This is a genomic window from Shimia haliotis (assembly GCF_900114415.1).
Taxonomy (GTDB): Bacteria; Pseudomonadota; Alphaproteobacteria; order Rhodobacterales; family Rhodobacteraceae; genus Shimia; species Shimia haliotis.
In genome coordinates this window covers 267898-289228 of the sequence record NZ_FOSZ01000002.1, presented here as the reverse complement: position 1 = coordinate 289228, position 21331 = coordinate 267898, and the positions used below count along the sequence as shown (strand labels likewise).

General features: G+C 58.3%; 22 protein-coding genes. 21 read left to right on the top strand and 1 reads right to left on the bottom strand.

Going from position 1 to position 21331, the window contains the following annotated elements; translation table 11 throughout:
- Positions 1–115 precede the first annotated feature (115 nt).
- From BM069_RS06830 to BM069_RS06820, 3 genes are all read left to right on the top strand, one after another.
- On the top strand, positions 116–1348 hold the full coding sequence (locus BM069_RS06830) for an MFS transporter (protein ID WP_093322095.1): 1233 nt from the start codon (positions 116–118) through the stop codon (positions 1346–1348).
- A 63-nt stretch (positions 1349–1411) separates the two neighbouring features.
- Positions 1412–2281, top strand: a complete 870-nt coding sequence (locus BM069_RS06825) for a 50S ribosomal protein L11 methyltransferase (RefSeq protein WP_093322092.1) — start codon at positions 1412–1414, stop codon at positions 2279–2281.
- A 268-nt stretch (positions 2282–2549) separates the two neighbouring features.
- Positions 2550–2897, top strand: a complete 348-nt coding sequence (locus BM069_RS06820) for a hypothetical protein (protein ID WP_093322090.1) — start codon at positions 2550–2552, stop codon at positions 2895–2897.
- 162 nt (positions 2898–3059) lie between these two features.
- On the opposite strand, the gene BM069_RS06815 is transcribed toward BM069_RS06820, so the two are convergent.
- Positions 3060–3248: a DUF1127 domain-containing protein gene (locus BM069_RS06815; RefSeq protein ID WP_093322087.1), complete on the bottom strand. Its 189-nt coding sequence runs from the start codon at positions 3246–3248 to the stop codon at positions 3060–3062.
- Between the two features lie 334 nt (positions 3249–3582).
- Here BM069_RS06815 and ruvC point away from each other — a divergent pair, with 334 nt between their 5' ends.
- From ruvC to BM069_RS06725, 18 genes are all read left to right on the top strand, one after another.
- Positions 3583–4089 carry a crossover junction endodeoxyribonuclease RuvC gene (ruvC, locus tag BM069_RS06810; RefSeq protein ID WP_093322815.1) on the top strand — a complete coding sequence of 169 codons (507 nt, stop codon included), beginning with the start codon at positions 3583–3585 and terminating at the stop codon, positions 4087–4089.
- A complete protein-coding gene (gene ruvA, locus BM069_RS06805; protein ID WP_093322084.1) occupies positions 4086–4796 on the top strand; it encodes a Holliday junction branch migration protein RuvA in 711 nt (236 codons plus the stop codon). Before ruvC ends, ruvA begins: the two co-directional genes overlap by 4 nt.
- Before the next feature lie 3 nt (positions 4797–4799).
- Positions 4800–5825 carry a Holliday junction branch migration DNA helicase RuvB gene (ruvB, locus tag BM069_RS06800; protein WP_093322081.1) on the top strand — a complete coding sequence of 342 codons (1026 nt, stop codon included), beginning with the start codon at positions 4800–4802 and terminating at the stop codon, positions 5823–5825.
- Positions 5822–6010 (top strand): nucleoside triphosphate pyrophosphohydrolase family protein, encoded by a 189-nt coding sequence (locus BM069_RS19795; protein ID WP_093322079.1) that lies wholly within the window; start codon positions 5822–5824, stop codon positions 6008–6010. Before ruvB ends, BM069_RS19795 begins: the two co-directional genes overlap by 4 nt.
- Positions 6007–6636: a hypothetical protein gene (locus BM069_RS06790; protein ID WP_093322076.1), complete on the top strand. Its 630-nt coding sequence runs from the start codon at positions 6007–6009 to the stop codon at positions 6634–6636. Before BM069_RS19795 ends, BM069_RS06790 begins: the two co-directional genes overlap by 4 nt.
- A 145-nt stretch (positions 6637–6781) precedes the next feature.
- Positions 6782–8314, top strand: coding sequence for a glutamate synthase-related protein (locus tag BM069_RS06785; protein ID WP_093322074.1), 1533 nt, complete (start codon positions 6782–6784; stop codon positions 8312–8314).
- A 125-nt stretch (positions 8315–8439) separates the two neighbouring features.
- Positions 8440–9723 (top strand): mechanosensitive ion channel family protein, encoded by a 1284-nt coding sequence (locus tag BM069_RS06780; RefSeq protein WP_093322071.1) that lies wholly within the window; start codon positions 8440–8442, stop codon positions 9721–9723.
- A 73-nt stretch (positions 9724–9796) separates the two neighbouring features.
- On the top strand, positions 9797–10183 hold the full coding sequence (gene ybgC / locus BM069_RS06775; protein ID WP_093322069.1) for a tol-pal system-associated acyl-CoA thioesterase: 387 nt from the start codon (positions 9797–9799) through the stop codon (positions 10181–10183).
- A gap of 115 nt (positions 10184–10298) precedes the next feature.
- Positions 10299–10973 carry a protein TolQ gene (gene tolQ / locus BM069_RS06770; protein ID WP_093322066.1) on the top strand — a complete coding sequence of 225 codons (675 nt, stop codon included), beginning with the start codon at positions 10299–10301 and terminating at the stop codon, positions 10971–10973.
- A gap of 3 nt (positions 10974–10976) precedes the next feature.
- A complete protein-coding gene (gene tolR, locus BM069_RS06765) occupies positions 10977–11456 on the top strand; it encodes a protein TolR (RefSeq protein ID WP_093322063.1) in 480 nt (159 codons plus the stop codon).
- Between the two features lie 16 nt (positions 11457–11472).
- Positions 11473–12564, top strand: a complete 1092-nt coding sequence (locus BM069_RS06760; protein WP_244503554.1) for an energy transducer TonB — start codon at positions 11473–11475, stop codon at positions 12562–12564.
- Complete coding sequence (gene tolB, locus BM069_RS06755; protein WP_093322060.1) at positions 12561–13886, top strand: Tol-Pal system beta propeller repeat protein TolB; 1326 nt, start codon at positions 12561–12563, stop codon at positions 13884–13886. Before BM069_RS06760 ends, tolB begins: the two co-directional genes overlap by 4 nt.
- A gap of 81 nt (positions 13887–13967) precedes the next feature.
- The gene (pal, locus tag BM069_RS06750; RefSeq protein WP_093322058.1) at positions 13968–14468 is read left to right on the top strand and encodes a peptidoglycan-associated lipoprotein Pal; all 501 of its coding nucleotides are present in this window, start codon (positions 13968–13970) and stop codon (positions 14466–14468) included.
- Positions 14469–14481: 13 nt separating this feature from the next.
- The gene (gene ybgF, locus BM069_RS06745; RefSeq protein WP_093322055.1) at positions 14482–15330 is read left to right on the top strand and encodes a tol-pal system protein YbgF; all 849 of its coding nucleotides are present in this window, start codon (positions 14482–14484) and stop codon (positions 15328–15330) included.
- A gap of 24 nt (positions 15331–15354) precedes the next feature.
- Complete coding sequence (gene tilS, locus BM069_RS06740) at positions 15355–16545, top strand: tRNA lysidine(34) synthetase TilS (protein ID WP_139216162.1); 1191 nt, start codon at positions 15355–15357, stop codon at positions 16543–16545.
- Between the two features lie 107 nt (positions 16546–16652).
- The gene (gene ftsH / locus BM069_RS06735) at positions 16653–18575 is read left to right on the top strand and encodes an ATP-dependent zinc metalloprotease FtsH (protein WP_093322050.1); all 1923 of its coding nucleotides are present in this window, start codon (positions 16653–16655) and stop codon (positions 18573–18575) included.
- Between the two features lie 291 nt (positions 18576–18866).
- On the top strand, positions 18867–20270 hold the full coding sequence (locus BM069_RS06730; protein WP_093322046.1) for a pyridoxal phosphate-dependent decarboxylase family protein: 1404 nt from the start codon (positions 18867–18869) through the stop codon (positions 20268–20270).
- Between the two features lie 350 nt (positions 20271–20620).
- Positions 20621–21220 (top strand): MOSC domain-containing protein, encoded by a 600-nt coding sequence (locus BM069_RS06725; protein WP_093322044.1) that lies wholly within the window; start codon positions 20621–20623, stop codon positions 21218–21220.
- Positions 21221–21331 lie beyond the last annotated feature (111 nt).

Here is a 21331-nt window from a genome sequence, read left to right as displayed (position 1 = left end):
GAGACAGAGCGTCGGCACAATTCGATCCCGCGCATAGGATCGGTGCGACGCGCCACACAGGAATTGTGCAAAATTGCCTCTCGCCAAGGTCGCGGCACAGGCGTAAACGCGGACTATGATCGAAAAAATTTCCCTTGATGATGCGCATACGTTGCCTGTTTGGCGGCGGCCTATTGCGCTTTTGGTGCTTATGGCGATTGCCATGCCGATCGCGTTCAACACATGGTCGGCTCTGTTGAATAATTTTGTGATCGAGGTCGCCGGATTTGACGGGTCCGACATTGGTTTGTTGCACACCGTGCGCGAAATTCCAGGGTTTCTGGCGGTTCTGGTGATCTATTTGCTGTTTCTCTTTCGGGAACAGACGCTGGGATTGGTGTCGCTGCTGCTTTTGGGTGCGGCGACCGCAGTTACTGCATATTTTCCGTCGATGGCTGGCATTCTGATGATCACCATGCTGAGTTCGATCGGCTTTCACTATTATGAAACGGTGAACCAGTCGCTCCAGCTTCAGTGGCTCGACAAAAAGAACGCTCCTAAGGTTCTCGGATATCTGGCGGCCGTGGGCTCTGCGGCAACGCTGGTGGCCTATGGGCTGATTGTCCTGAGTTGGAAGCGGTTCGATCTGAGCTATGAGGTTGTTTATATGGCGGGTGGCGGCGTCACTGTATTGATCGCCCTCTACTGCCTTTTTGCCTTTCCACAGTTTGAAAGCCGCACGCCACAAGTGCGTAAAATGGTGCTCAAGAAGCGCTATTGGCTTTACTATGCGATGCAGTTCATGGCGGGTGCGCGGCGCCAGATTTTTGTGGTTTTCGCCGGTTTCATGATGGTCGAGCGCTTTGGCTTTGACGTGCATGAGATCACCGCGCTGTATCTGATCAATCTGGTGGCCAACATGGCACTGGCCCCGATCTTTGGACATGCGGTGGCCCGCTTTGGTGAACGCCGCACGTTGATTTTTGAATACGCCGGTTTGGTGATTGTGTTCCTTGCTTATGGGGGCATCTATTTCTTTGGCTGGGGGCTGATGCTTGCCTGCATTCTCTATGTGATTGACCACATGCTTTTCGCCTTGGCGCTGGCGCTCAAGACGTATTTCCAAAAGATCGCCGACCCAGAGGACATTGCGCCGACGGCGGCGGTGGCCTTTACAATCAACCATATCGCGGCTGTTTTTCTGCCGGTGCTTCTCGGGCTTTTGTGGCTGGTTTCTCCGGGCGCTGTCTTTGCGCTGGCCGCGGGGATGGCTGGGATCTCTTTGTTCCTTGCGACCCTGATCCCGCGTCATCCCGAAAAAGGCAACGAAACTCGGTTTTCTGTCTATGTCCGGTCGCCAGCCGAATAGGGCTTTGCTTGACGCTGCGGCTGAGACACCCTAAGCGCAGGCAGCGTCATCTGGAGAGCTGTCATGCCCACATTCACCGCATTAACCACCTTGCCCGGCAAAGAGCAGGGCGAAAAGCTTGGCGAAGCCATGGAGCGGCTGGTTCCGGAACCCACGGGGATCGGCGTGTTCGAAATCGAAGACGACTCGGGTCTCTGGGAGATCGGCGGCTATTTTACCGAAGCCCCTGACGAGGCGGCGCTTGCCGTTCTGGCGGCGGCCTTTGGCGCGAAGCCTTTTGTTGTGAGCGAACTGCCTGAGACCGATTGGGTCGCGCATGTGAAGCGGGAATTGGCTCCGGTGGAGGCTGGGCGGTTCTTTGTCTATGGCAGTCACGACGCGGACAAAGTTCCGGACAACTCCGAGCCTTTGTTGATCGAGGCGGCGATGGCCTTTGGCACAGGGCACCACGGCACAACGTTGGGGTGCCTCAAGGCCTTGGACCGGCTGGCAAATGAAGGTTTTGTGGGCAAATGTGTTGCCGACATCGGGTGTGGCACTGCGGTTCTGGCCATGGGCGCTGCGCGGATCTGGCCGGACGTTGTGCTTGCCAGCGATATTGACGAGGTTGCCGTGGACGTTGCGGAAGCCAACGTCAAAGCGAATGGTCTCACCGGCAAGGTGATTTGCCTTGAGGCGGCGGGCTTTGGACATCCTGACCTTGCGGCGAAAGCCCCCTATGATCTGGTCTTTGCCAACATCCTGAAAGCGCCGCTGGTGGATCTTGCGCCCGAGATGGGAGCCAATATCGCCGCTGAGGGTCACGCGATCCTGTCGGGCATTCTCAACGAGCAGGCAGATGACGTTGTGGCGGCATATGATGCCGCGGGGTTTGACGTGCACACCCGTGAGGAAGTGGGTGAGTGGACCACGCTGACCTTAACAAAGCGCTGACATTTGTCTCTTTAGGCGGATCTTAACGTATCTTGAGAATCGGGCGGCGTTGGTCGCCCTTTTTTGTGACTGTGTCGAACCCATTGTTTGCCATTTTAAAACAGTTGATGGCTGGCCTCGGCACTGTTTCCAAAATCCCCCTAAGACTTTGGCATTATTGCCAGATTTGTCCTGATTTTGCCGTATTTCAAGTCCTTTGCCTTATTTCCGCCACATTTCGGCGCGACTTTGAACACGTTTGGTGGGGGCCAAATGTTGAGCTAGTGTCATGAGTGAGTCCTACGCAGAATTTCACGACCGTCTTGCCAAGATCTATCGCAAGCAGGCCAAGACTGGCCGCAAAGGGCGTGAGTCCGTCGTCGTGACCCGCAACGGGTATGTTGTTGTCAAAGGTAAAGCCAATCGCCGTAGCTTCCCCTGGATGGGGGTGACGATGATCGCGGTGGCCTTCTTTGGCGTCAAAGGGCTTCTGATCGCTCAATTTGGTCCCGACTTTTATGCGCAGGAAGTGTCTCGCATGGCGGATGCCTCGACTGTCGAGCAGGTGGCGTCCTTTACCATGCGCCCTGATCCGGTGAGCCGCTGGGTTGCGCTGCAGCTCAAGACCATCTTCTAAGCCAATTCGAAATTTGTTGATCCCTCCAAGATCACACAAAACAGCCCCGGGTCTCTCTCCTCGGGGCTGTTTTGTTATTGGGCAAAGAAAAACCGCGGAGCCAGATGGCGCCACGGTTTCCAATGCGGTGTTATCGTCGCCCTTGCGGGCGGGCATTCCGACTTAGCGGATGCCGTCGATATCGTCGCGGGACAGACCGATGTCTTCCAGTTCGCGATCGCTGAGCTGCCGCAAGGCGTTGCGAGTCAGGCGCGTGTCATTCCATGCTGCGACAGAGGCAACAATGGAGCTGATAAACTGGCCGAAATGGCCAGTGGTTGCGGTGTTCGAGGTGTTGTCAATCGAGGCCATTTCCTAATTCCTTTGTGTTGATGCTGGGGTGGTCCGCGTTGTCTTGATGACCGGCAAATATGGATGCGGCGTTAAGGAAACAAGATTATTTTTGGCATAGGTGGGATGCGTTTGTTGCATAGGTGGATTGTCGCTCATTTGCCTTAAAAACATGGCGGAAAACGACCTGTTGCGCGTCGCTTTTGACCGCAAATTCTTGCCATATGACTAACACGTGTCGCTGATAGGCGATGCCGTGTCGCAAAATGTCGCCGCGCTATTGTCTTGGCGTTTGTTCTCGTTTCGTGCTACTGCTGGAAAAAATGTGAAAAACTTTATGGCAGTGAGGCAAAAGATGCGGGTTTTGGGGATCGATCCCGGGTTGCGCAACATGGGTTGGGGCGTCATCGACGCGGAAGGTAGCCGACTCAGTCATGTCGCAAATGGCATTTGCCATTCGGTTGGCGGAGATTTGGCGGAGCGGTTGTTGAGCCTGCATGAGCAACTGACCGATGTGGTGGCACAGTTTCAGCCCAACCATGCGGCGATTGAGCAGACTTTTGTGAATAAGGATGGCGCGGGCACACTCAAGCTGGGTCAGGCACGCGGGATTGCCCTGTTGGTGCCCGCACAGGCAGGGCTGGTCATTGGCGAATATGCCCCCAACAAGGTGAAGAAGACCGTTGTTGGCGTTGGGCATGCGGAAAAACATCAGGTCGAGCATATGGTGAAGCTGCAATTGCCTGGGGTGAGCATCAAGGGCGCCGACGCGGCCGATGCGCTGGCGATTGCAATTTGTCATGCGCACTATGCCAAGGCGGGCGCAGGGTATGACGCGGCACTCAAGAGGGCGAGCGCATGATTGGCAAGATTTCGGGGCGGGTGGAATACCGCACGACGGACCACGTTCTGATTGACGTACATGGCGTGGGCTATGTGGTTTATTGCAGTGATCGCGTGTTGGCGACGCTGCCACCGGCTGGTGAGGCCGTGGCGCTTTATACCGATTTGTTGGTGCGCGAGGATCTGTTGCAGCTGTTCGGGTTCAGCACGCTTCTGGAGAAAGAGTGGCACCGGTTGCTGATGTCGGTTCAGGGGATTGGTGCAAAGGCCTCTTTGGCCATTCTCGGCACGTTGGGCGCGGATGGCGTGAGCCGGGCGATCACCCTTGGAGATGTGACTGCGATAAAAGCGGCCAAGGGGATTGGCCCCAAGACAGCACAGCGGGTGGTGATAGAACTCAAAGACAAAGCTCCGCAGATCATGGCGTTGGGGGGCACTCTGTCTCAGGCGATGGGTGAGGCGCCGGCCGAACCACAGAGGGCAGACGACGTGATTGACGACGCGGACGGCGCACCGACAAAGGTTAGGTCAGGGGCTTCGGCCCGCGGCGCCGCGGCGCAAGCGGCTGCGAGCGTTCAGGCGGATGCGTTGAGTGCATTGAGCAATCTTGGCTATGGCCCGTCAGAGGCGGCGCAAGCGGTGGCCGAGGCGGCGGGCGATGTGCCGGACGCAGAAGCGGCGGATTTGATCCGATTGGCTCTGAAGCTATTGGCGCCGAAGGGGTAAACGATGGATCAACCAGACCCGACATTGCGTCCAGAACCGCGGCCTGAAGATGCGGACCGCGCCTTGCGGCCACAGGCGCTTGAGGAGTTTATCGGTCAGCGAGACGCGCGGGCGAACCTTCGGGTATTCATCGAAAGCGCCAAGCGGCGCGGCGAAGCGATGGACCACACGCTGTTTCATGGACCGCCAGGTTTGGGGAAAACCACCTTGGCGCAGATCATGGCGCGCGAGCTTGGGGTGAGTTTTCGCATGACCTCCGGCCCTGTACTTGCAAAGGCGGGTGATCTGGCGGCAATCCTGACCAATCTGGAAGCCCGCGACGTGCTGTTTATTGATGAAATTCACAGGCTCAATCCGGCTGTGGAAGAAGTGCTTTATCCGGCGATGGAGGATTTCGAGCTGGATTTGGTGATTGGCGAGGGGCCAGCGGCGCGAACGGTCAGGATCGAGTTGCAGCCTTTTACGCTTGTGGGGGCGACGACGCGGCTCGGCTTGCTGACGACGCCGTTGCGCGACCGGTTTGGTATTCCGACCCGGTTGCAGTTTTACACCGAAGATGAGTTGAACGAGATTGTCACCCGCAATGCCCGCAAGCTGGGCGTGCCGGCTGATGACGCTGGCGCGCGTGAGATTGCGCGGCGTTCTCGCGGGACGCCACGTATTGCCGGGCGATTGCTGCGGCGGGTTGTGGATTTTGCCTTGGTGGAGGGGGATGGAACAATCTCCAAGCCGCTGGCGGATGGTGCGTTGACGCGTCTTGGGGTGGACAGTCTCGGGCTGGATGGGGCCGACCGACGGTATCTGACATTCATTGCTGAGAACTATGGCGGCGGGCCGGTTGGGATAGACACGATTTCCGCCGCTCTAAGCGAAAGCCGTGATGCCATCGAAGAAGTGATTGAGCCGTTTTTGTTGCAACAGGGACTGGTTCAGCGCACACCGCGAGGGCGGATGTTGGCCCAAAAGGCGTGGCGGCATCTGGGACTTGAAGCGCCAAAGCGGGGTGATCAAACCAGTTTGTTTGAGTGAGGATCTGGCCGCGGGCGGGACGGGATGGCGATCCGGCGGTGTTGGCGGGTGATCCAGAGGACGAATTGGCGGACCTTTTTGGCTTTTTGCTGCTGTTTGCGCGGTGGCAGGGGGTGGACCTCGGCGCGGCTTTGGACAAGAAGTGGGGCGCTTGTTTGAGACCTAAAGAGGACACGCAGATATGACCCCCGAAGACGTAGAGCGGCTGTTTACACGCGAAGACGGCAGTTATGGTTTTGCCCGTTGGGGGCGGCCGATTGCGCCGGTTGTTTTTGGTGTTCAGGACGAAACGCTGGCGACCGTGAAAGGGGCGATCGAGGCAGTGGCAACTTTGGTCGGGCACCAGATGGCGGAAACCGACCCCGAGTTGGGCAGCAACCTGATGGTGTTTTTCTTCCGAGAGTGGGCGGAATTGCTGGATGTGCCGGATTTGGGACGCATGATTCCAGGATTGGAAAGTCTTGTTGCGAAATTGCAGGCGGCGGACGCGACGCAATATCGGGCGTTCCGCTTTGACAACGACGGCGCGATTCAAGCGGCCTTTGTTTTCTTGCGGATGAACGACGCAATGATGGATATCCCCGCGGAAGCACTGGCGCTTGGCGAGGCGGTCCAAGTGATTGTGACTTGGGGATCGGAGGCGTTTCGCGAGACCAGCCCATTGGCGGTGGTGCCTGACAGCGGGGCAACGGTATTGCGGCCGGAAATTGCCGCCGTGATTGCAGCGGCCTATGACCGGATGATGCCGTCCGCGGCGGCGGATGCCAGCCACGCTTTGCGGCTTTTTGCGCGGTTGCGACTGGAAAGCTAAGGGGCGCGGCTTGGGAGGTCGGACTACGACCTCGGCCACTTAACCTGCGCATTTCCGCACCTTTCTGTGCGCCTGCGGGGGTATTGTGTATTTCCACTTCTGTGCAGTGTGAGGTGTATCAACCTCATGCGAACGGGAGAGTGACATGGCAAGTGACGTGCCCATTATTGCGGCGACCAACCCCACCAAGGTCGAGTTGGAAGACGGTAAGAGCTATTTCTGGTGCAGTTGCGGGCGGTCCAAGACCCAGCCGTTTTGTGACGGCAGCCATGCTGGCACCGGCATGACGCCCAAGAAATTTGTGTCAGACAAAAGCGGCACAGCGTTTCTGTGTCAGTGCAAAGCGAGCGCGAACGCGCCGTTTTGCGATGGGAGCCATGCCAAACTGGGCGACCTTAAGGCCGGAGATCACGCGCCGAAACCCGTGTCTGATACACCTGATGCCGTACCGACACCCGAGGAGCCAACTGTGGCGCGCATTCATGAACTGGCGCGAGATGGGTTGAGCAAGCTCGGGCACCACGGCGAGATGGGGTCAATGGGGGTGCCGCGCAAGGATTTGCCTCATTGGGATGATATCCAGATTCTGCCGGCGCAGGTGGCGCGCAAGCCTTTGCTGGACGACGCTCCGGTGGCGACCTCGGTGGTGATCGGGCCTCGGGCCAAAAAGCCGCTGACGCTGGATATTCCGCTGTTTGTGTCGGACATGAGCTATGGGGCGCTGAGCGAAGAGGCCAAGACCGCATTGGCGCGGGGTGCCCAGATGGCGGGCACCGGAATTTGCTCTGGTGAGGGCGGTATGCTGCCCGAGGAGCAAGCCGAGAATTCGCGCTATTTTTATGAACTGGCGAGCGCGCAGTTTGGCTGGGATGTTGCACTGACCGAGCGCGTGCAGGCGTTCCATTTCAAAGGCGGGCAGGGCGCGAAAACCGGCACGGGCGGTCACTTGCCTGGTGAGAAAGTGCAAGGCAAGATTGCCGATGTGCGTGGATTGCAATCGGGGCAGGCGGCGATTTCGCCGAGTACTTTTGTGGATCTCAAGACGCCAGCGGATTTTGCCAAGGTGGCGGATCAGGTGCGCGAACGATCTGGCGGTATTCCGATTGGGTTCAAGTTGTCGGCGAACCATATTGAGGCGGACATTGATTTCGCGCTTGAAGCCGGTGCCGACTATATCATTCTGGATGGCCGCGGCGGTGGCACAGGGGCTGCGCCTCTGATCTTCCGCGACCACATTTCGGTCCCGACCATTCCGGCACTGGCCCGCGCGCGGCGGCATCTGGACAGCAAAGCGGGCAGCGAGGTCACATTGGTGATCACCGGCGGGCTGCGGGTGGCGGAGGACTTTGTCAAAGCCATGGCCTTGGGCGCGGATGCCGTGGCGGTGTCGAACTCTGCCATGCAGGCGGTGGGCTGTATCGCGGCACGGATGTGCAATTCCAACAACTGCCCTGTCGGCGTCGCGACACAAAAGCCCGAACTGCGAAAACGGCTGGATGTGCAGATCGGTGCTGAGAAGTTGGCGCGCTATTTCGGGGCCAGTGTGGAATTGATGCAGGTTCTGGCACGGGCCTGCGGGCATGGAAACCTGTCAGACCTGAACCACGACGACATCACCACGTGGAAACGCGAGATGGCGGATTTGAGCGGCGTCAAATTTGCGGGCGTCAGTGGCTAGATCCGCGCGCTGACACAGTTTTAAGGCCATCCGCAACCGAGCGGGTGGTCATTTTCATGAGCAAGCTTGAAATGCGTTGCCTGACAGGGAAGGATGTCTGGGAGTTGCATTGAAGGGGTTCGAACATGGCTAATTCCGGAGCGGTAAGCCTTTGGTTCTTGAGATTTGTTTCGGTTTTTCTGTTTGGCGTTTGGGCGCAGGTCGCATCGGCGTCGAGCGACGAACTGGTCGACAAGGCTTCCTCAAGGGACGTCTCTCCGCAAACTCTTGAGCTGTATGTTGTTCCGCTTACAAACGACCAGCTTTCTGAACTGGCCACCGTTTGGCAGGGCCATATGTCCGACGTCATGGCGGAGTTTGTTGACCTCAACTTAAAGCTCGAAACCCTGACCGGATCTGCCGCAGAGACCGCCAGAATGGCGGTTGCCAATACGTCCGAAGAACAGGCGCGGGTTGCCAAGAATTACCGAACGATCCTGGCGAACTGGGCGGCGAAGGGCGGGGCTGTTGACGACATCACACCACACCAGAAGTTTCTAACGGCAATGTCGAGTGCCACGCTGCAGGCTTCGGATGCCCGAACGATGGTGGCAATCGTGCTGGGCTGGATGGGGTCGCGCGATGGTGGGATCGGGCTGTTGATGCAATTGAGCGTGTTTGTGATTGCCTTTGTGGTGCTGCTTTTTATCGCGCGGTTTGTTCGAGGTATCGTTGCGCGCTCGCTGCATCGTTTGCCGGCAATGTCCCTGCTGTTGCAGAATTTTGTCCTGACGGTTGTGTATTGGTTCACGGTTTTCATTGGCCTCATGGTGGCGTTGGGTATTGCGGGCGTGAACGTGACTCCGTTGTTTGCTGTGTTTGGCGGGCTCAGCTTTATCATTGGCTTTGCGCTACAGGACACGCTGGGGAATCTGGCAAGCGGGCTGATGATCATGGTGCTGAAGCCCTTTGACACCGGAGATTTCATTGAGGTGTCGGGAGCCAGTGGTGTCGTGGATGACATGTCGGTTGTGTCCACCCAGATTCGCACGTTTGACAACCAGATCATTGTGGTGCCGAACTCCAAGATCTGGGGGGATGTGATCACCAACGTGAGCGCCGCCAAAACCCGACGGGTCGATCTGGTTTTTGGGATTGCCTATTCCGACAGTGCACCGGAAGCGCTTGAAGTTCTCAAGTCGCTGGTCGCGGCGGACAAGCGCTGTTTGACCGATCCTGAACCGGCAATTTTTGTTGGCGAGTTGGGAGACAGTTCGGTCAATCTTTTCTGCCGACCTTGGGTGAAAACAGACGACTATTGGGATGTCTATTGGGATTTGACGGGCCAAGTTAAGGAGCGGTTCGATGCGGAAGGCATTTCGATCCCTTTCCCGCAACGCGATGTGCATTTGATCTCCGTGGAAAACTGAGACAGGGGCAGGACTTGCCCCTGCGTCGGTTTCCACCTACGCATTCCACCACATATTTCTCGGAGTTTTTGCCATGATCTACACCCTGCCGATCCGCGTTTACTATGAAGACACCGATATGGCGGGGATCGTTTATTATGCAAACTATCTCAAATTCATCGAACGCGGGCGCAGCGAATGGGTGCGCGAGATCGGTATGGATCAGCACGAGATGAAGGCCGAGGGCATCGTCTTTGCTGTGCGGCGGGTGGAATGCGACTATCTTGGCAGTGCGGTTTTGGACGACCTTCTGACAGTGGAAACTAAAGTGGCCAGCGTCAGCGCCGCGCGGCTGGTGATGGAGCAGTGGGTAAAGCGTGGGGAAGAGGTTTTGTTTCAGGCCACCGTTACGGTTGTGTGCATGAACGAAACCGGACAGCCCGTGCGGCTACCGGCGGATATCCGCCAAATGGTGCACTAATTGCGGGCTTATCCCGGCTTCTAACGCCAAATTGATAGCTTTCCCACTGGACCTGCGTTAACTTTCCAGCAAATCAAAGCCCCGACAGAGGGCCAAAAGTAGTAGAGCAGGCATTATGGAAGCAGCAGTCGATTTTTCGATGTGGGCGCTTTTCGCGCGCGCAACCCTGACCGTGAAACTGGTGATGGTGATGCTGATCGTGGCGTCTTTCTGGTCATGGTCGGTGATCATCCAGAAGCACATCATGTATCGCAAAGCCCGTCGGGAAGCGGCGCAGTTTGATCGGGCGTTCTGGTCGGGCGAGCCTTTGGACAAACTGTTTGAAGAGCTGGGACCGGAGCCGAGTGGGCGTTCGGCGCGGGTGTTTGCCGCCGGCATGGTGGAATGGCAGCGCAGCCATCGTCAGGACGGGGTGTTGATTGCCAATGCCACAAGCCGGATTGACCGGAGCATGGACGTGGCCATTGCAAAAGAAGCGGATGAGTTGCAGCACGGGTTGCCGATTTTGGCGACTGTCGGGTCGACGGCGCCGTTTGTTGGCCTGTTTGGTACGGTCTGGGGCATCATGAATGCCTTTATCGAAATTGCGGCGCAGCAGAACACCAACCTCGCCGTGGTCGCACCTGGTATTGCCGAAGCGCTTTTGGCGACCGGTTTGGGGCTACTGGCCGCCATTCCTGCCGTGATTTTTTACAACAAGCTGAGCGCGGACAGCGACCGGGTCATCGCCGGATACGAAGCTTTTGCCGATGAGTTCGCCACGATCCTTAGCCGCCAGTTGGACGCATAAGCCATGGGCGCGGGTGTGATGAAATCCGGCGGAGGTGGCGGCAAGCGACGTCGCCGCAGCCGGCGCGGCAGCCAGCCGATGAGCGAGATCAACGTGACGCCTTTCGTGGATGTCATGCTGGTGTTGCTCATTATCTTTATGGTGGCGGCGCCTTTGTTGACCGTTGGCGTGCCTGTGGAACTGCCGAAAACGGCGGCGAACCCGTTGCCGGGCGAGCAGGAAGAGCCTTTGACCGTGACCATTGCCGCGGACCTCTCGATCAGTGTCATGACCACCGAGGTCGCGGCTGATGAACTGGTTCCGATGTTGCGTGCGGTGGCCGCCGAGCGTGACAGCGACCGTGTATATCTGCGGGCGGACGGGGCAATCCCCTATGAGGCTGTGGTGCAGGTTATGGGCGCTTTGAACGCAGGCGGGTTTTCCAACGTGGGTCTGGTGACAGACGTAGGCGGGCCGACGCTGGACGGCCAAGACGGGCAATAGGCCGGAGCGCGAACAGGTGCATATCGGACATTATATCTCTGGCGCAGCCCATGTCGGGCTGATCGGCTGGGTCCTGTTGGGCGGCGTGTTCCGTCCGGACGCACCGCCAGTAGAGGTGTCCGAAGTCGCCATTATCACCGCCGAAGAATTCGCAACGCTCAGTGCTGTGCAACCTTCACCCGATCTAAGCACAGATGTCGCCATCCCGACCGCGCCAGAAGACAGCGTCGCCCCGCAGGTAGAGGCCGCAATTGACGAGGCCATTCAGCAAGCCGCGCCAGAGCTTGTGGAAGAAGCCGCGCCGGAAGCCTTGCCGGATGTGCCTGACCCGCAGCCGCCGGAGCCGGAGGATGTTGCTGATGAGGCACCTGTCCTGCCGCAGCCCGAGGCGGACACGGCCGTTGTGATCCCTGACACACCCATCCGGCCAGAACCTGTGCCGACGGAGCGGGTGGCGCCGGACCCTGTGGCGCAACCTGATCCGGAGGTGGCCATTGCCGACGATGTGCAGGAGGCCACGACGCCGGACGAGGCGGGGCAGGCCGCGGAGGAGGTGTTGGAAGAGACCGCGCCCGAGGCCGCCTCAAGCGAAATCGTCACGGAACCCAAGCAGGAAGACATCGCCAGCGCTGCACCGAGCACGTCGGTGCGCCCAAGACTGCGGCCTGAGCGCCCCGTTGTGACTGAGTCCGCACCGCAAGAGACACCGCGCACCGAAGATGCGGTGGCGGCCGCCCTTGCAGAGGCCGCTGCAGAATCGGCCCCCGCCGAAACCCGCACAGCGAGCGGACCGCCCCTGACAGGCGGAGAGAAAGACGCGTTGCGTCTTTCGGTGCAGCAATGCTGGGTAGTGGATGTGGGCAGCCGAGCGGCGGATGTGACCGTGATTGTGGGGCTGTCGCTTGACCGCAATGGCAAGGTGCAGGGCGACGTGCGGCTGATCGATGCCACCGGTGGAGACAGCGCGGCAGTGCAGACCGCGTTTCAGGCCGCACGGCGAGCGGTTCTTAGATGTCAAAAAAGCGGCTATGATCTGCCGCAGGATAAATACGACCACTGGAAAGACGTGGAAATTACATTCAATCCGGAGAAAATGAGGCGCAAATGAAGAAACTTGCAGCGAGCCTTCTGATCGGCCTTTGCGCGTTTGGCGCGATGGCGCAGCTTGCGAAGGCGCAGAGCGGACCCTTGCGGATCGAAATCACCGACGGTGTGATCGAACCCTTGCCCTATGCTGTGCCTGATCTTGTGGCCGAAACCCCCGGATCGAACCAGATTGCCAAAGACATGGCGCGGGTCATTGCGGCGGATTTGAACGGCACCGGATTGTTCCGCGAAATTCCGGCCAAGGCACATATCTCGACGATCACGCATTTTGGCAGCCCTGTGCAGTTTGCCGACTGGAAAGCGATCAACGCGCAAGCGCTGATCACGGGCGGTGTGTCGGTCTCTGGCAACGAGCTTGAGGTGAAGTTCCGCGTGTTTGACGTGTTTGCGGGGCAAGAGCTTGGCAACGGTTTGCGTTTCAAAGGCACAACCGACGGATGGCGACGCATGGCGCATAAGGTGGCCGATGCGGTTTATAGCCGGATCACAGGCGAAGGCGGGTATTTTGACAGCCGCGTGGTTTTCGTGAGCGAAACAGGCCCGAAGAATGACCGCAAGAAGCGGCTGGCGATCATGGATTATGACGGGGCGAACCTGCAATATCTGACCGACAGCAGCTCGATCGTGCTGGCTCCTCGGTTTTCGCCGACAGGAGACCGCGTTCTTTATACCAGCTACGAAACCGGATTTCCGCAGGTTTACGTCCTAAACGTGGGGTCCGCACAGCGACGCGTTCTTAGCAACCAAAGCGGTACCATGAGTTTTGCGCCGCGCTTTAGCCCGGATGGCAAGAGTGTGGTGATGTCTGTGACCGAAGGTGGCAACACCGACCTTTATAAGATGGCAATCGGGGGTGGCAAACGTGTGCGTTTGACCTCGACCCCCTCTATCGAAACTGCGCCGAGCTTTAGCCCCGATGGCAGCCAGATCGTGTTTGAGAGCGACAGGTCCGGTTCGCCTCAGCTTTACATCATGAGCGCCAACGGCGGTGAGGCCAAGCGCATCAGCTTTGGGCAGGGGCGCTACGGCACACCGGTCTGGAGTCCGCGCGGCGACCTGATTGCCTTTACCAAGCAAAACAAAGGGCGATTCCACATCGGTGTGATGCGCACGGATGGCAGCGATGAGCGCCTGTTGACGGCGTCATTCCTCGACGAAGGGCCGACATGGGCGCCCAACGGGCGTGTCATTATGTTCACCCGAGAAACCCGCGGCTCTGACGGGGTGTCGGCGCTTTATTCTGTGGATGTGTCCGGTCGTAACCTCAAACGTGTTGAGGTGACTGGTGGCGGATCAGACCCCGCGTGGTCTCCCTTGCAGTAAGGCAAGGCATTATTTCAACGCCGCGCCAGCTGTGATAGGACTGGCGCAAGAACAGGCAAGCAAACGAAGAGGCACTTCGAGATGAAACATCTGAGCAAAGTCGCATTACTTGTGGCCGGCGTAGCGCTCGCGGCGTGTAGCCAGCCGCATCTGGACGGGTCGGGCACCGGTACTGGATCCGGTTTGGGCGAAGCAGGTAGCGCCTCTGACCCGACCTCGGTGGCCTATTTTAACGAAACGATTGGTGATCGGGTGTTGTTTGAGGTGGACCAGTCCACATTGAGCGAGCAAGGCCGTCTGGTGGTGTTGGCGCAGGCGAACTGGTTGTTGGCAAATAGCGATTTTACCGCCGTGATCGAAGGTCACGCCGATGAGCAGGGCACGCGGGAGTACAACCTTGCTTTGGGCGCACGACGTGCGGCTGCGGTGCAGGAGTTGCTTGTGTCGCAAGGCGTGGCATCCAACCGTTTGAAAACAGTGAGCTATGGCAAGGAGCGCCCGCTCGAGGTGTGTTCGCAAGAGGCGTGTTATGCGCAGAACCGGCGCTCGGTGACGGTGCTGACCGCTGGCCTGTCGAGCTAACGGAGAAACGGACATGAAAAGCACGGTTTTTGGCGGGCTGACCGCGATGGCTCTGGCGCTGGCACCGGTTATGGGCTGGGCGCAGGACAGCAATGACGAAACGCTCGCGGATATCCGACAGCAATTGACCGTGCTTTATGTCGACATTCAGCGGCTGAAGCGTGAGCTGTCCACCACAGGCGGCGCGGGCAGCGCGGCACCGACAGGCGCAAGCACGCTTGAGCGGGTAGATGTGATCGAGCGTCAGTTGCAGGTGCTGACCGGCAAGACCGAACAGCTGCAATACCGTGTGGAGCGCATTGTTGAGGACGGAACCAACCGCATTGGAGATCTGGAGTTCCGGTTGGTTGAACTTGAGGGCGGCGATCTGAGCGCTTTGGGTGAGACCACCACGTTGGGTGGCGACATTGAAGAGAGCGATCGTGTGGTGGAAAGCGACACGGGCGGGTCCGGTGACAGTGTGGACACCAGTGAGTTGGCCGTGGGCGAGGAAGCTGATTTTGCCCGCGCAATGTCTGCGTTGGATGGCGGCGATTATGGCGCAGCGGCGGACCAGTTTGCCTCTTTTGTGCAGACCTATCCGGGTAGCCCGCTTGAGGCGGAGGCGCATTTGCGACGTGGTCAGGCGCTGGAGGGGATGGCGGAAAATACCCGCGCGGCGCGGGCCTTTCTTGAGGCATATTCGGGCGGACCACAGGCTGGCACCGCGCCCGAAGCCTTGTATCGGTTGGGCAGGTCTTTGGGGGCGTTGGGCCAAACCAGTGAGGCCTGCGTGACCTTGAACGAGGTGAGCGTGCGTTATCCGCAGTCCGGGTTTGTGACACAGGCGCAGGATGAGATGACTGCGTTGCAGTGTTCCTGAGCGGTGTCCGCTCTTGATGCAACGGTGACTAAGGCGCTGGACAGCGCCTTGGGTGATAACATTCCCGAAAAAATCGGTGTGGCCGTCAGCGGCGGGGGAGACAGCATGGCTTTGCTGGACCTGCTACGTCGCTGGGGGCGGGCGACAGTGTGTGTGGCAAGCGTGAACCATGGTTTGCGCAAAGAAGCCGCTGAAGAAATCGCGCTGGTGGCCGCCTATGCGGCGGCGCATGGGATGTCGCATGACACTTTGGACTGGCAATGGGACGGGCGCGGCAATTTGCAGAGCGCAGCACGGGTCGGACGGCGGGGAGCCCTGCGCGCATGGGCCGAGCGTTGCGGGATTGCCCATGTGGCGCTTGGGCACACAGCAGATGATCAGGCCGAGACATTTTTGATGCGGTTGGCGCGCGGCTCAGGCGTGGACGGGCTCGCGGGGATGTCGGAGGTGCGCCAAGAGGAGGGGCTTACGTGGTTGCGTCCTTTGCTGACGGTGCGCCGAGATGACTTGCGCAGACATTTGCTGCAAGCGGGCCTTGAATGGGCGGATGATCCCAGCAACGAAGACACCCATTTTGATCGGGTAAAGGCGCGTAAGATGATGAAAACGCTGGCGCCACTGGGGCTGACGGTCGAGCGATTGGTGCAAACCGCCGACCATATGGCGCGGGAGCGCGACGTGTCGGCATGGGCGGTGGCAGAGGCCAAGGCGCGTGCTGCCTGTGTGAAAGACGGGAATGTTGTGCTGGATCGGCAAGCCTTGGCGAAAGTGCCTGAGGCTGTGGCTTTGAGATTGTTGGCGGACGCCTTGCGATTTGTGTCCGGAGCGCCCTATCGGCCGCGTTTCAAAGCGCTGAACGAGGCTTTGAGTGGTCCGGCGGATACCGCTCTGCATGGTTGCCTGATCCTTCACACCAAAGAGAGCATTGTGGTTGCAAGGGAATGGCGCGCAGTTCGCGATATGCAGGCAAAGGTGGGTGATGTCTGGGATGGGCGTTGGCGGCTGCGTGGCGCCGAAGCGGAATATTCGGTTGGCTGTCTGGGAGAGGCCGGCCTGCAATTGTGTCCGCAGTGGCGGTCAAGAGCATTGCCCCGCAAATGCCACTTGGCGTCGCCGGCTGTTTGGCGTGACGGGGAATTGATCGCCGCCCCGCTGGTCGGATTCGGTGAAGGTTGGTATGCTGAATTGATTAACGGGCGGGCTGTGTTTGGCTGATAGTGACAAACAAGCGCAAAAACGCATTGAACTGCGCTGTGTGATGTCTATTTAACTCTAATCGCCGCCATGATACGAACCGCGGTGGTTTTTACGGGAGATTTGCCTTGGGCAATGCGCGCAATATAGCCTTTTGGGTCGTCATCTTTTTGCTGATCCTGGCCTTGTTCAACCTTTTTGATAGCAACGGATCTGCGATGCAGAGCCGCGAGCAGAGCTACTCTGACTTTGTGGCCGCCGTGGAACGTGGCGATGTCGCTCAGACAACGATTGATGGCGAAAACGCCATTTATACCACCAAGAACGGTGACAAATTCGTGGCCATCATGCCCAGCGATGCTGAGGCCAGTAAGCTTTTGTTGGAAAACGGTATTCCGTTCAATGCGGAGAGCCAGGAAACATCTGGTTTCCAAGCTTTGCTGGTGAGTTTGCTGCCGGTGTTGCTGTTGGTCGGGGTCTGGATCTACTTCATGAACCGCATGCAGGGCGGCGGCAAAGGCGGCGCGATGGGCTTTGGCAAATCCAAAGCCAAGATGCTGACCGAGAAACATGGTCGCGTGACCTTTGACGATGTGGCCGGCATTGATGAGGCCAAGGAAGAGCTGGAAGAGATTGTAGAATTCCTGCGCAACCCGCAGAAATTCTCCCGACTCGGCGGTAAAATTCCAAAAGGCGCACTGCTTGTTGGCCCTCCGGGCACCGGTAAGACGCTTTTGGCGCGTGCAATCGCGGGCGAGGCAGGCGTGCCGTTCTTTACAATCTCCGGTTCCGACTTTGTCGAGATGTTCGTGGGTGTTGGTGCATCGCGTGTGCGTGACATGTTTGAACAGGCCAAGAAAAACGCGCCTTGTATCGTTTTTATCGACGAGATCGACGCCGTGGGCCGTCACCGTGGCGCGGGCTATGGCGGTGGCAACGACGAGCGCGAACAGACGCTCAACCAGTTGCTTGTCGAGATGGACGGATTTGAGGCCAACGAAGGTGTGATCATCCTTGCGGCCACCAACCGTAAGGATGTTCTGGACCCTGCGTTGCTGCGTCCGGGTCGTTTTGACCGCAACGTGACCGTGGGCAACCCTGACATCAAGGGCCGTGAGAAAATTCTGGGCGTGCATGCGCGCAAGACACCTCTGGGTCCTGACGTGGATCTGCGCATCATCGCGCGCGGCACACCGGGCTTTTCCGGTGCGGATCTAGCGAACCTCGTAAACGAGGCGGCGTTGATGGCTGCGCGTGTGGGACGTCGGTTTGTGACGATGGAAGACTTTGAGCAGGCCAAAGATAAGGTCATGATGGGCGCTGAGCGCCGCTCGATGGTGCTGACACAGGACCAGAAAGAAAAGACAGCCTATCACGAAGCGGGCCACGCTGTGGTCGGTCTGGAGCTGCCGTTGTGTGATCCGGTCTATAAGGCAACGATCATTCCGCGCGGTGGTGCGCTGGGTATGGTGGTGAGCCTGCCTGAGATGGACCGTCTGAACTATCACCGTGATGAGTGTCAGCAGAAATTGGCGATGACCATGGCCGGCAAGGCCGCCGAGGTGATCAAATACGGTGAAGACCACGTGTCCAATGGCCCTGCGGGCGATATTCAGCAGGCAAGTGCGTTGGCGCGCGCCATGGTGATGCAGTGGGGCATGTCTGACAAAGTAGGCAACATCGACTATCAGGAAGCGGCGGCGGGCTATCAGGCCAACGGCGGCGCAGGCGGGTTCTCGGTGTCGGCGTCGACCAAGGAAATGATCGAGGATGAAGTGAAACGCTTTATCCAGCAGGGCTATGACGACGCCATGCGGATCCTGACCGAGAAGAACGACGAATGGGAACGTCTGGCACAGGGCTTGCTTGAATACGAAACCCTGACTGGCGACGAAATCAAACGTGTGATGAATGGCGAGTCGCCCAGCACGAACGACGATGACGACGCGGATGCAGGCAACGCGCCCAGCGTGACCGCGATCCCTAAGACCAAACCCCGCAGCAAGCCGTCTGGCGATGATGGCGGGATGGAGCCGGAACCCACCGGCTAATACGAGAGGGACAGTCCCCGATATCGGGGCCCAAGACTGAGAGATCCCCAAGGTGTGAGGGCGCCTTGGGGATTTTTTACTTTGCTTGCATGCCTCAATGTCGAGCAGGATTGGCCCTTCGCTGGGATCAGCTCCAAGGCGGGCCGCGCGGGGCAAAACTGACTTTCAGGCGGCCAACGGAATATCCGGTCAGCCTTCTGAGTGGCACCTCTATTGAAGGGAGAAAAGCTAGACCACGGTTTCGGTGCAAGCTAGCGTGTCCTGAACAACAACCTGATCGGGAATGCCAATATGTCGAACGATGAGCGACTGCCTCTGACTGAAGACGACCGCGCGGCGATGTTGGTTGCGGCGCATGAGGCAGTGGAATATCGGGCCTCCCTTGGAACGGCTGCGGTCAAGCCATCCCTGCGGCCTTCTGACTTGGCGCCACAATTTGACGGAACGCTTCCTGAACAAGGGGACACTGCTTCATCTGTGATCGACGATTTGATTGCATTTGCCGGTAAGGGGCTCCACGGACACGCGTCTCCTCGTTTTTTTGGGTATGTGTGTGGCGGGTCAATGCCTGTCGGTGCTGCCGCTGATTTCCTTGTGACGTCATGGGGGCAGAATTCGGCATCGTCTTGGGAAAGCCCTTCTGTTGCTCTGATCGAACAAACTGTTTGCCAGTGGTGCCTTGAGCTATTGGGATTGCCATTAGACAGCGGTGTCGGGATCGTGACGGGTGCAACTGTTGCAAACACCCAAGGCATCATCGCGGCGCGCGACGCACTGTTGGCTCGACAAGGATGGGACTTCAGCGAGAACGGGCTTTTTGGTGCGCCCAATATTCCGGTGTTGATTGGTGACGCTGCGCATTCCGCCCCGATGGCAGGGATCCGCTATGCGGGTCTTGGGCTTGGCAACGCGATACATCTTGAAACGGACGATCAAGGCCGCATTCTCGTAAGCGCGCTTCGGGCGGCGCTCGCAGACTGCAAGCATCCTCCTCTGGTTATTCTTCAGGCGGGCCAAATCAACACGGGCAGTTTCGATGCCTTTGCGGACGTAATTCCGATGGTCCACGCCGCGGGGGGCTGGGTTCATGTGGATGGGGCTTTCGGGCTTTGGGCGCATGCCGTGCCTGAATTGCGGGAGCGGCTAGCCGGCGTGGATGGTGCAGACAGTTGGGCTGTTGATTTACACAAATGGCTCAATGCGCCCTATGATGCTGGCCTTTGCATCGTGCGTGACCGCGCGGCACTGGTATCAGCTATGAGCGCTCGAGGCGCGTATCTTCCTGAACTTGGCGAAACATGGGAGCCTAGCGAGTCAACTCTTGAGCTGAGCCGTCGTGCGCGCGGTATTCCGAGTTACGCGATCATTAAGCATTTGGGGGCACAAGGCGTGCGGAAGATGATCGCGCGCCACTGCGCCTTGGCGGTATATCTTGCGGATCGATTGACCGCTGTGCCGGGTATCACGATCATGAACGAGGTTGTTTTGAATCAGGTCGCCATTGCCTGTGAGACTGATGAACTGACGACAAAGGTTCTTGCCCGCATTCAAGAGAGAGCTCGAGTTTATCCCAGTCACGGGGCTTGGCAGAATCGGCAAATAATTCGTGTCTCAATAATCAACCATGCCACCACCAAGGCCGATATTGACCTTCTCATAGACGAAATTGTGGATGCATACAGAGCTGAGGCTTGACGCCTCAGACCAGCTGTCTTCGCCCAGCCGCGGCACCGTACCAGTGAAAAACACATGTGGCGGTGATCCTCTGTCACGAGGTTTTCTGAAGGCTGAGCTCCAGATAGACCGCAGGTTTGGTGATTCTGGACACAAAATGCAATTTTGTTGCAGTCGCTCTTAAGTCCGAGCAGAAACGAACGGAACCAACATCAAATGCGGACACAGCTATTTTTGTGTGGTTTGCCCACTGTCGTTTTTTTTGAGGGGCGTATCACCACCACTGATACCAAGCGTCACATAACGTGCGTTGTTTGATTTCCAGCGCTTGTCTAGGTTTTTGGCAAAAGGAATTGAGCAGGGAGGGCGCAATGCCTGCGTTGAAAGCAACGGATTTTGAGGCAGAGGTTGTTTGGCTTGGTCGTGTGGTTGACCGTGAACAGGATTTGCAGGCTGAGGAAGTGCGGAGTCTGCCGCTGGCCTTTGGGGGGGCTGCTGGAGAGTGTCACGCGGGCGTGACGCGCGCTTCTTGCAGCCGTGTGTCCGCGCTTTACGCTAAGAACACGGAAATTGCGAATGTGCGCCAGCTTTCGGTTGTCAGTCAGGAAGAGCTGGACCGGATCGCGCAGGCCATGGAGCTTGATCACATTCATCCTGCATGGGTAGGCGCGTCGCTCGTGATCAAAGGCATTCCCGACTTCACCCACGTGCCGCCCAGTTCACGTTTACAAGGGCCCGACGGCGCAACCCTTACCATCGACATGGAAAACCGCCCCTGCATTTTCCCAGGGCGTGTGATTGAGGGCGTTCACGAAGGTTTTGGCAAAGCCTTCAAACCAGCGGCCAAAAATCTGCGCGGGGTGACGGCGTGGGTTGAGTGTCCCGGAACGTTGAATTTGGGCGATACGCTGCGGCTTTTCATACCTGACCAACCGGTCTGGAGCGAGCTGGAGCGCGCCCGTGGTCAGTGAGACTCGATCTGAGGCATCTGTGGTGCCGATGTTGACGTTACGTTTCCAAAACGAAACCGGTGTCGCATATGCCGACGCAACAGACGCGGGAAATGTCGGAAATGCATCTCG

Excerpts from the sequence above, each read along its gene's own strand:
- ybgF (WP_093322055.1), top strand. The coding sequence starts at position 14,482 with ATGAAAAGCACGGTTTTTGGCGGGCTGACCGCGATGGCTCTGGCGCTG.
- tolR (WP_093322063.1), top strand. The coding sequence starts at position 10,977 with ATGGGCGCGGGTGTGATGAAATCCGGCGGAGGTGGCGGCAAGCGACGT.
- ybgC (WP_093322069.1), top strand. The coding sequence starts at position 9,797 with ATGATCTACACCCTGCCGATCCGCGTTTACTATGAAGACACCGATATG.
- BM069_RS06730 (WP_093322046.1), top strand. The coding sequence starts at position 18,867 with ATGTCGAACGATGAGCGACTGCCTCTGACTGAAGACGACCGCGCGGCG.
- BM069_RS06790 (WP_093322076.1), top strand. The coding sequence starts at position 6,007 with ATGACCCCCGAAGACGTAGAGCGGCTGTTTACACGCGAAGACGGCAGT.
- ruvB (WP_093322081.1), top strand. The coding sequence starts at position 4,800 with ATGGATCAACCAGACCCGACATTGCGTCCAGAACCGCGGCCTGAAGAT.
- tolQ (WP_093322066.1), top strand. The coding sequence starts at position 10,299 with ATGGAAGCAGCAGTCGATTTTTCGATGTGGGCGCTTTTCGCGCGCGCA.
- ruvC (WP_093322815.1), top strand. The coding sequence starts at position 3,583 with ATGCGGGTTTTGGGGATCGATCCCGGGTTGCGCAACATGGGTTGGGGC.
- BM069_RS06825 (WP_093322092.1), top strand. The coding sequence starts at position 1,412 with ATGCCCACATTCACCGCATTAACCACCTTGCCCGGCAAAGAGCAGGGC.
- BM069_RS06725 (WP_093322044.1), top strand. The coding sequence starts at position 20,621 with ATGCCTGCGTTGAAAGCAACGGATTTTGAGGCAGAGGTTGTTTGGCTT.
- pal (WP_093322058.1), top strand. The coding sequence starts at position 13,968 with ATGAAACATCTGAGCAAAGTCGCATTACTTGTGGCCGGCGTAGCGCTC.
- tolB (WP_093322060.1), top strand. The coding sequence starts at position 12,561 with ATGAAGAAACTTGCAGCGAGCCTTCTGATCGGCCTTTGCGCGTTTGGC.
- BM069_RS06785 (WP_093322074.1), top strand. The coding sequence starts at position 6,782 with ATGGCAAGTGACGTGCCCATTATTGCGGCGACCAACCCCACCAAGGTC.
- ruvA (WP_093322084.1), top strand. The coding sequence starts at position 4,086 with ATGATTGGCAAGATTTCGGGGCGGGTGGAATACCGCACGACGGACCAC.
- BM069_RS06780 (WP_093322071.1), top strand. The coding sequence starts at position 8,440 with ATGGCTAATTCCGGAGCGGTAAGCCTTTGGTTCTTGAGATTTGTTTCG.
- BM069_RS06815 (WP_093322087.1), bottom strand. The coding sequence starts at position 3,248 with ATGGCCTCGATTGACAACACCTCGAACACCGCAACCACTGGCCATTTC.
- BM069_RS06820 (WP_093322090.1), top strand. The coding sequence starts at position 2,550 with ATGAGTGAGTCCTACGCAGAATTTCACGACCGTCTTGCCAAGATCTAT.
- BM069_RS06830 (WP_093322095.1), top strand. The coding sequence starts at position 116 with ATGATCGAAAAAATTTCCCTTGATGATGCGCATACGTTGCCTGTTTGG.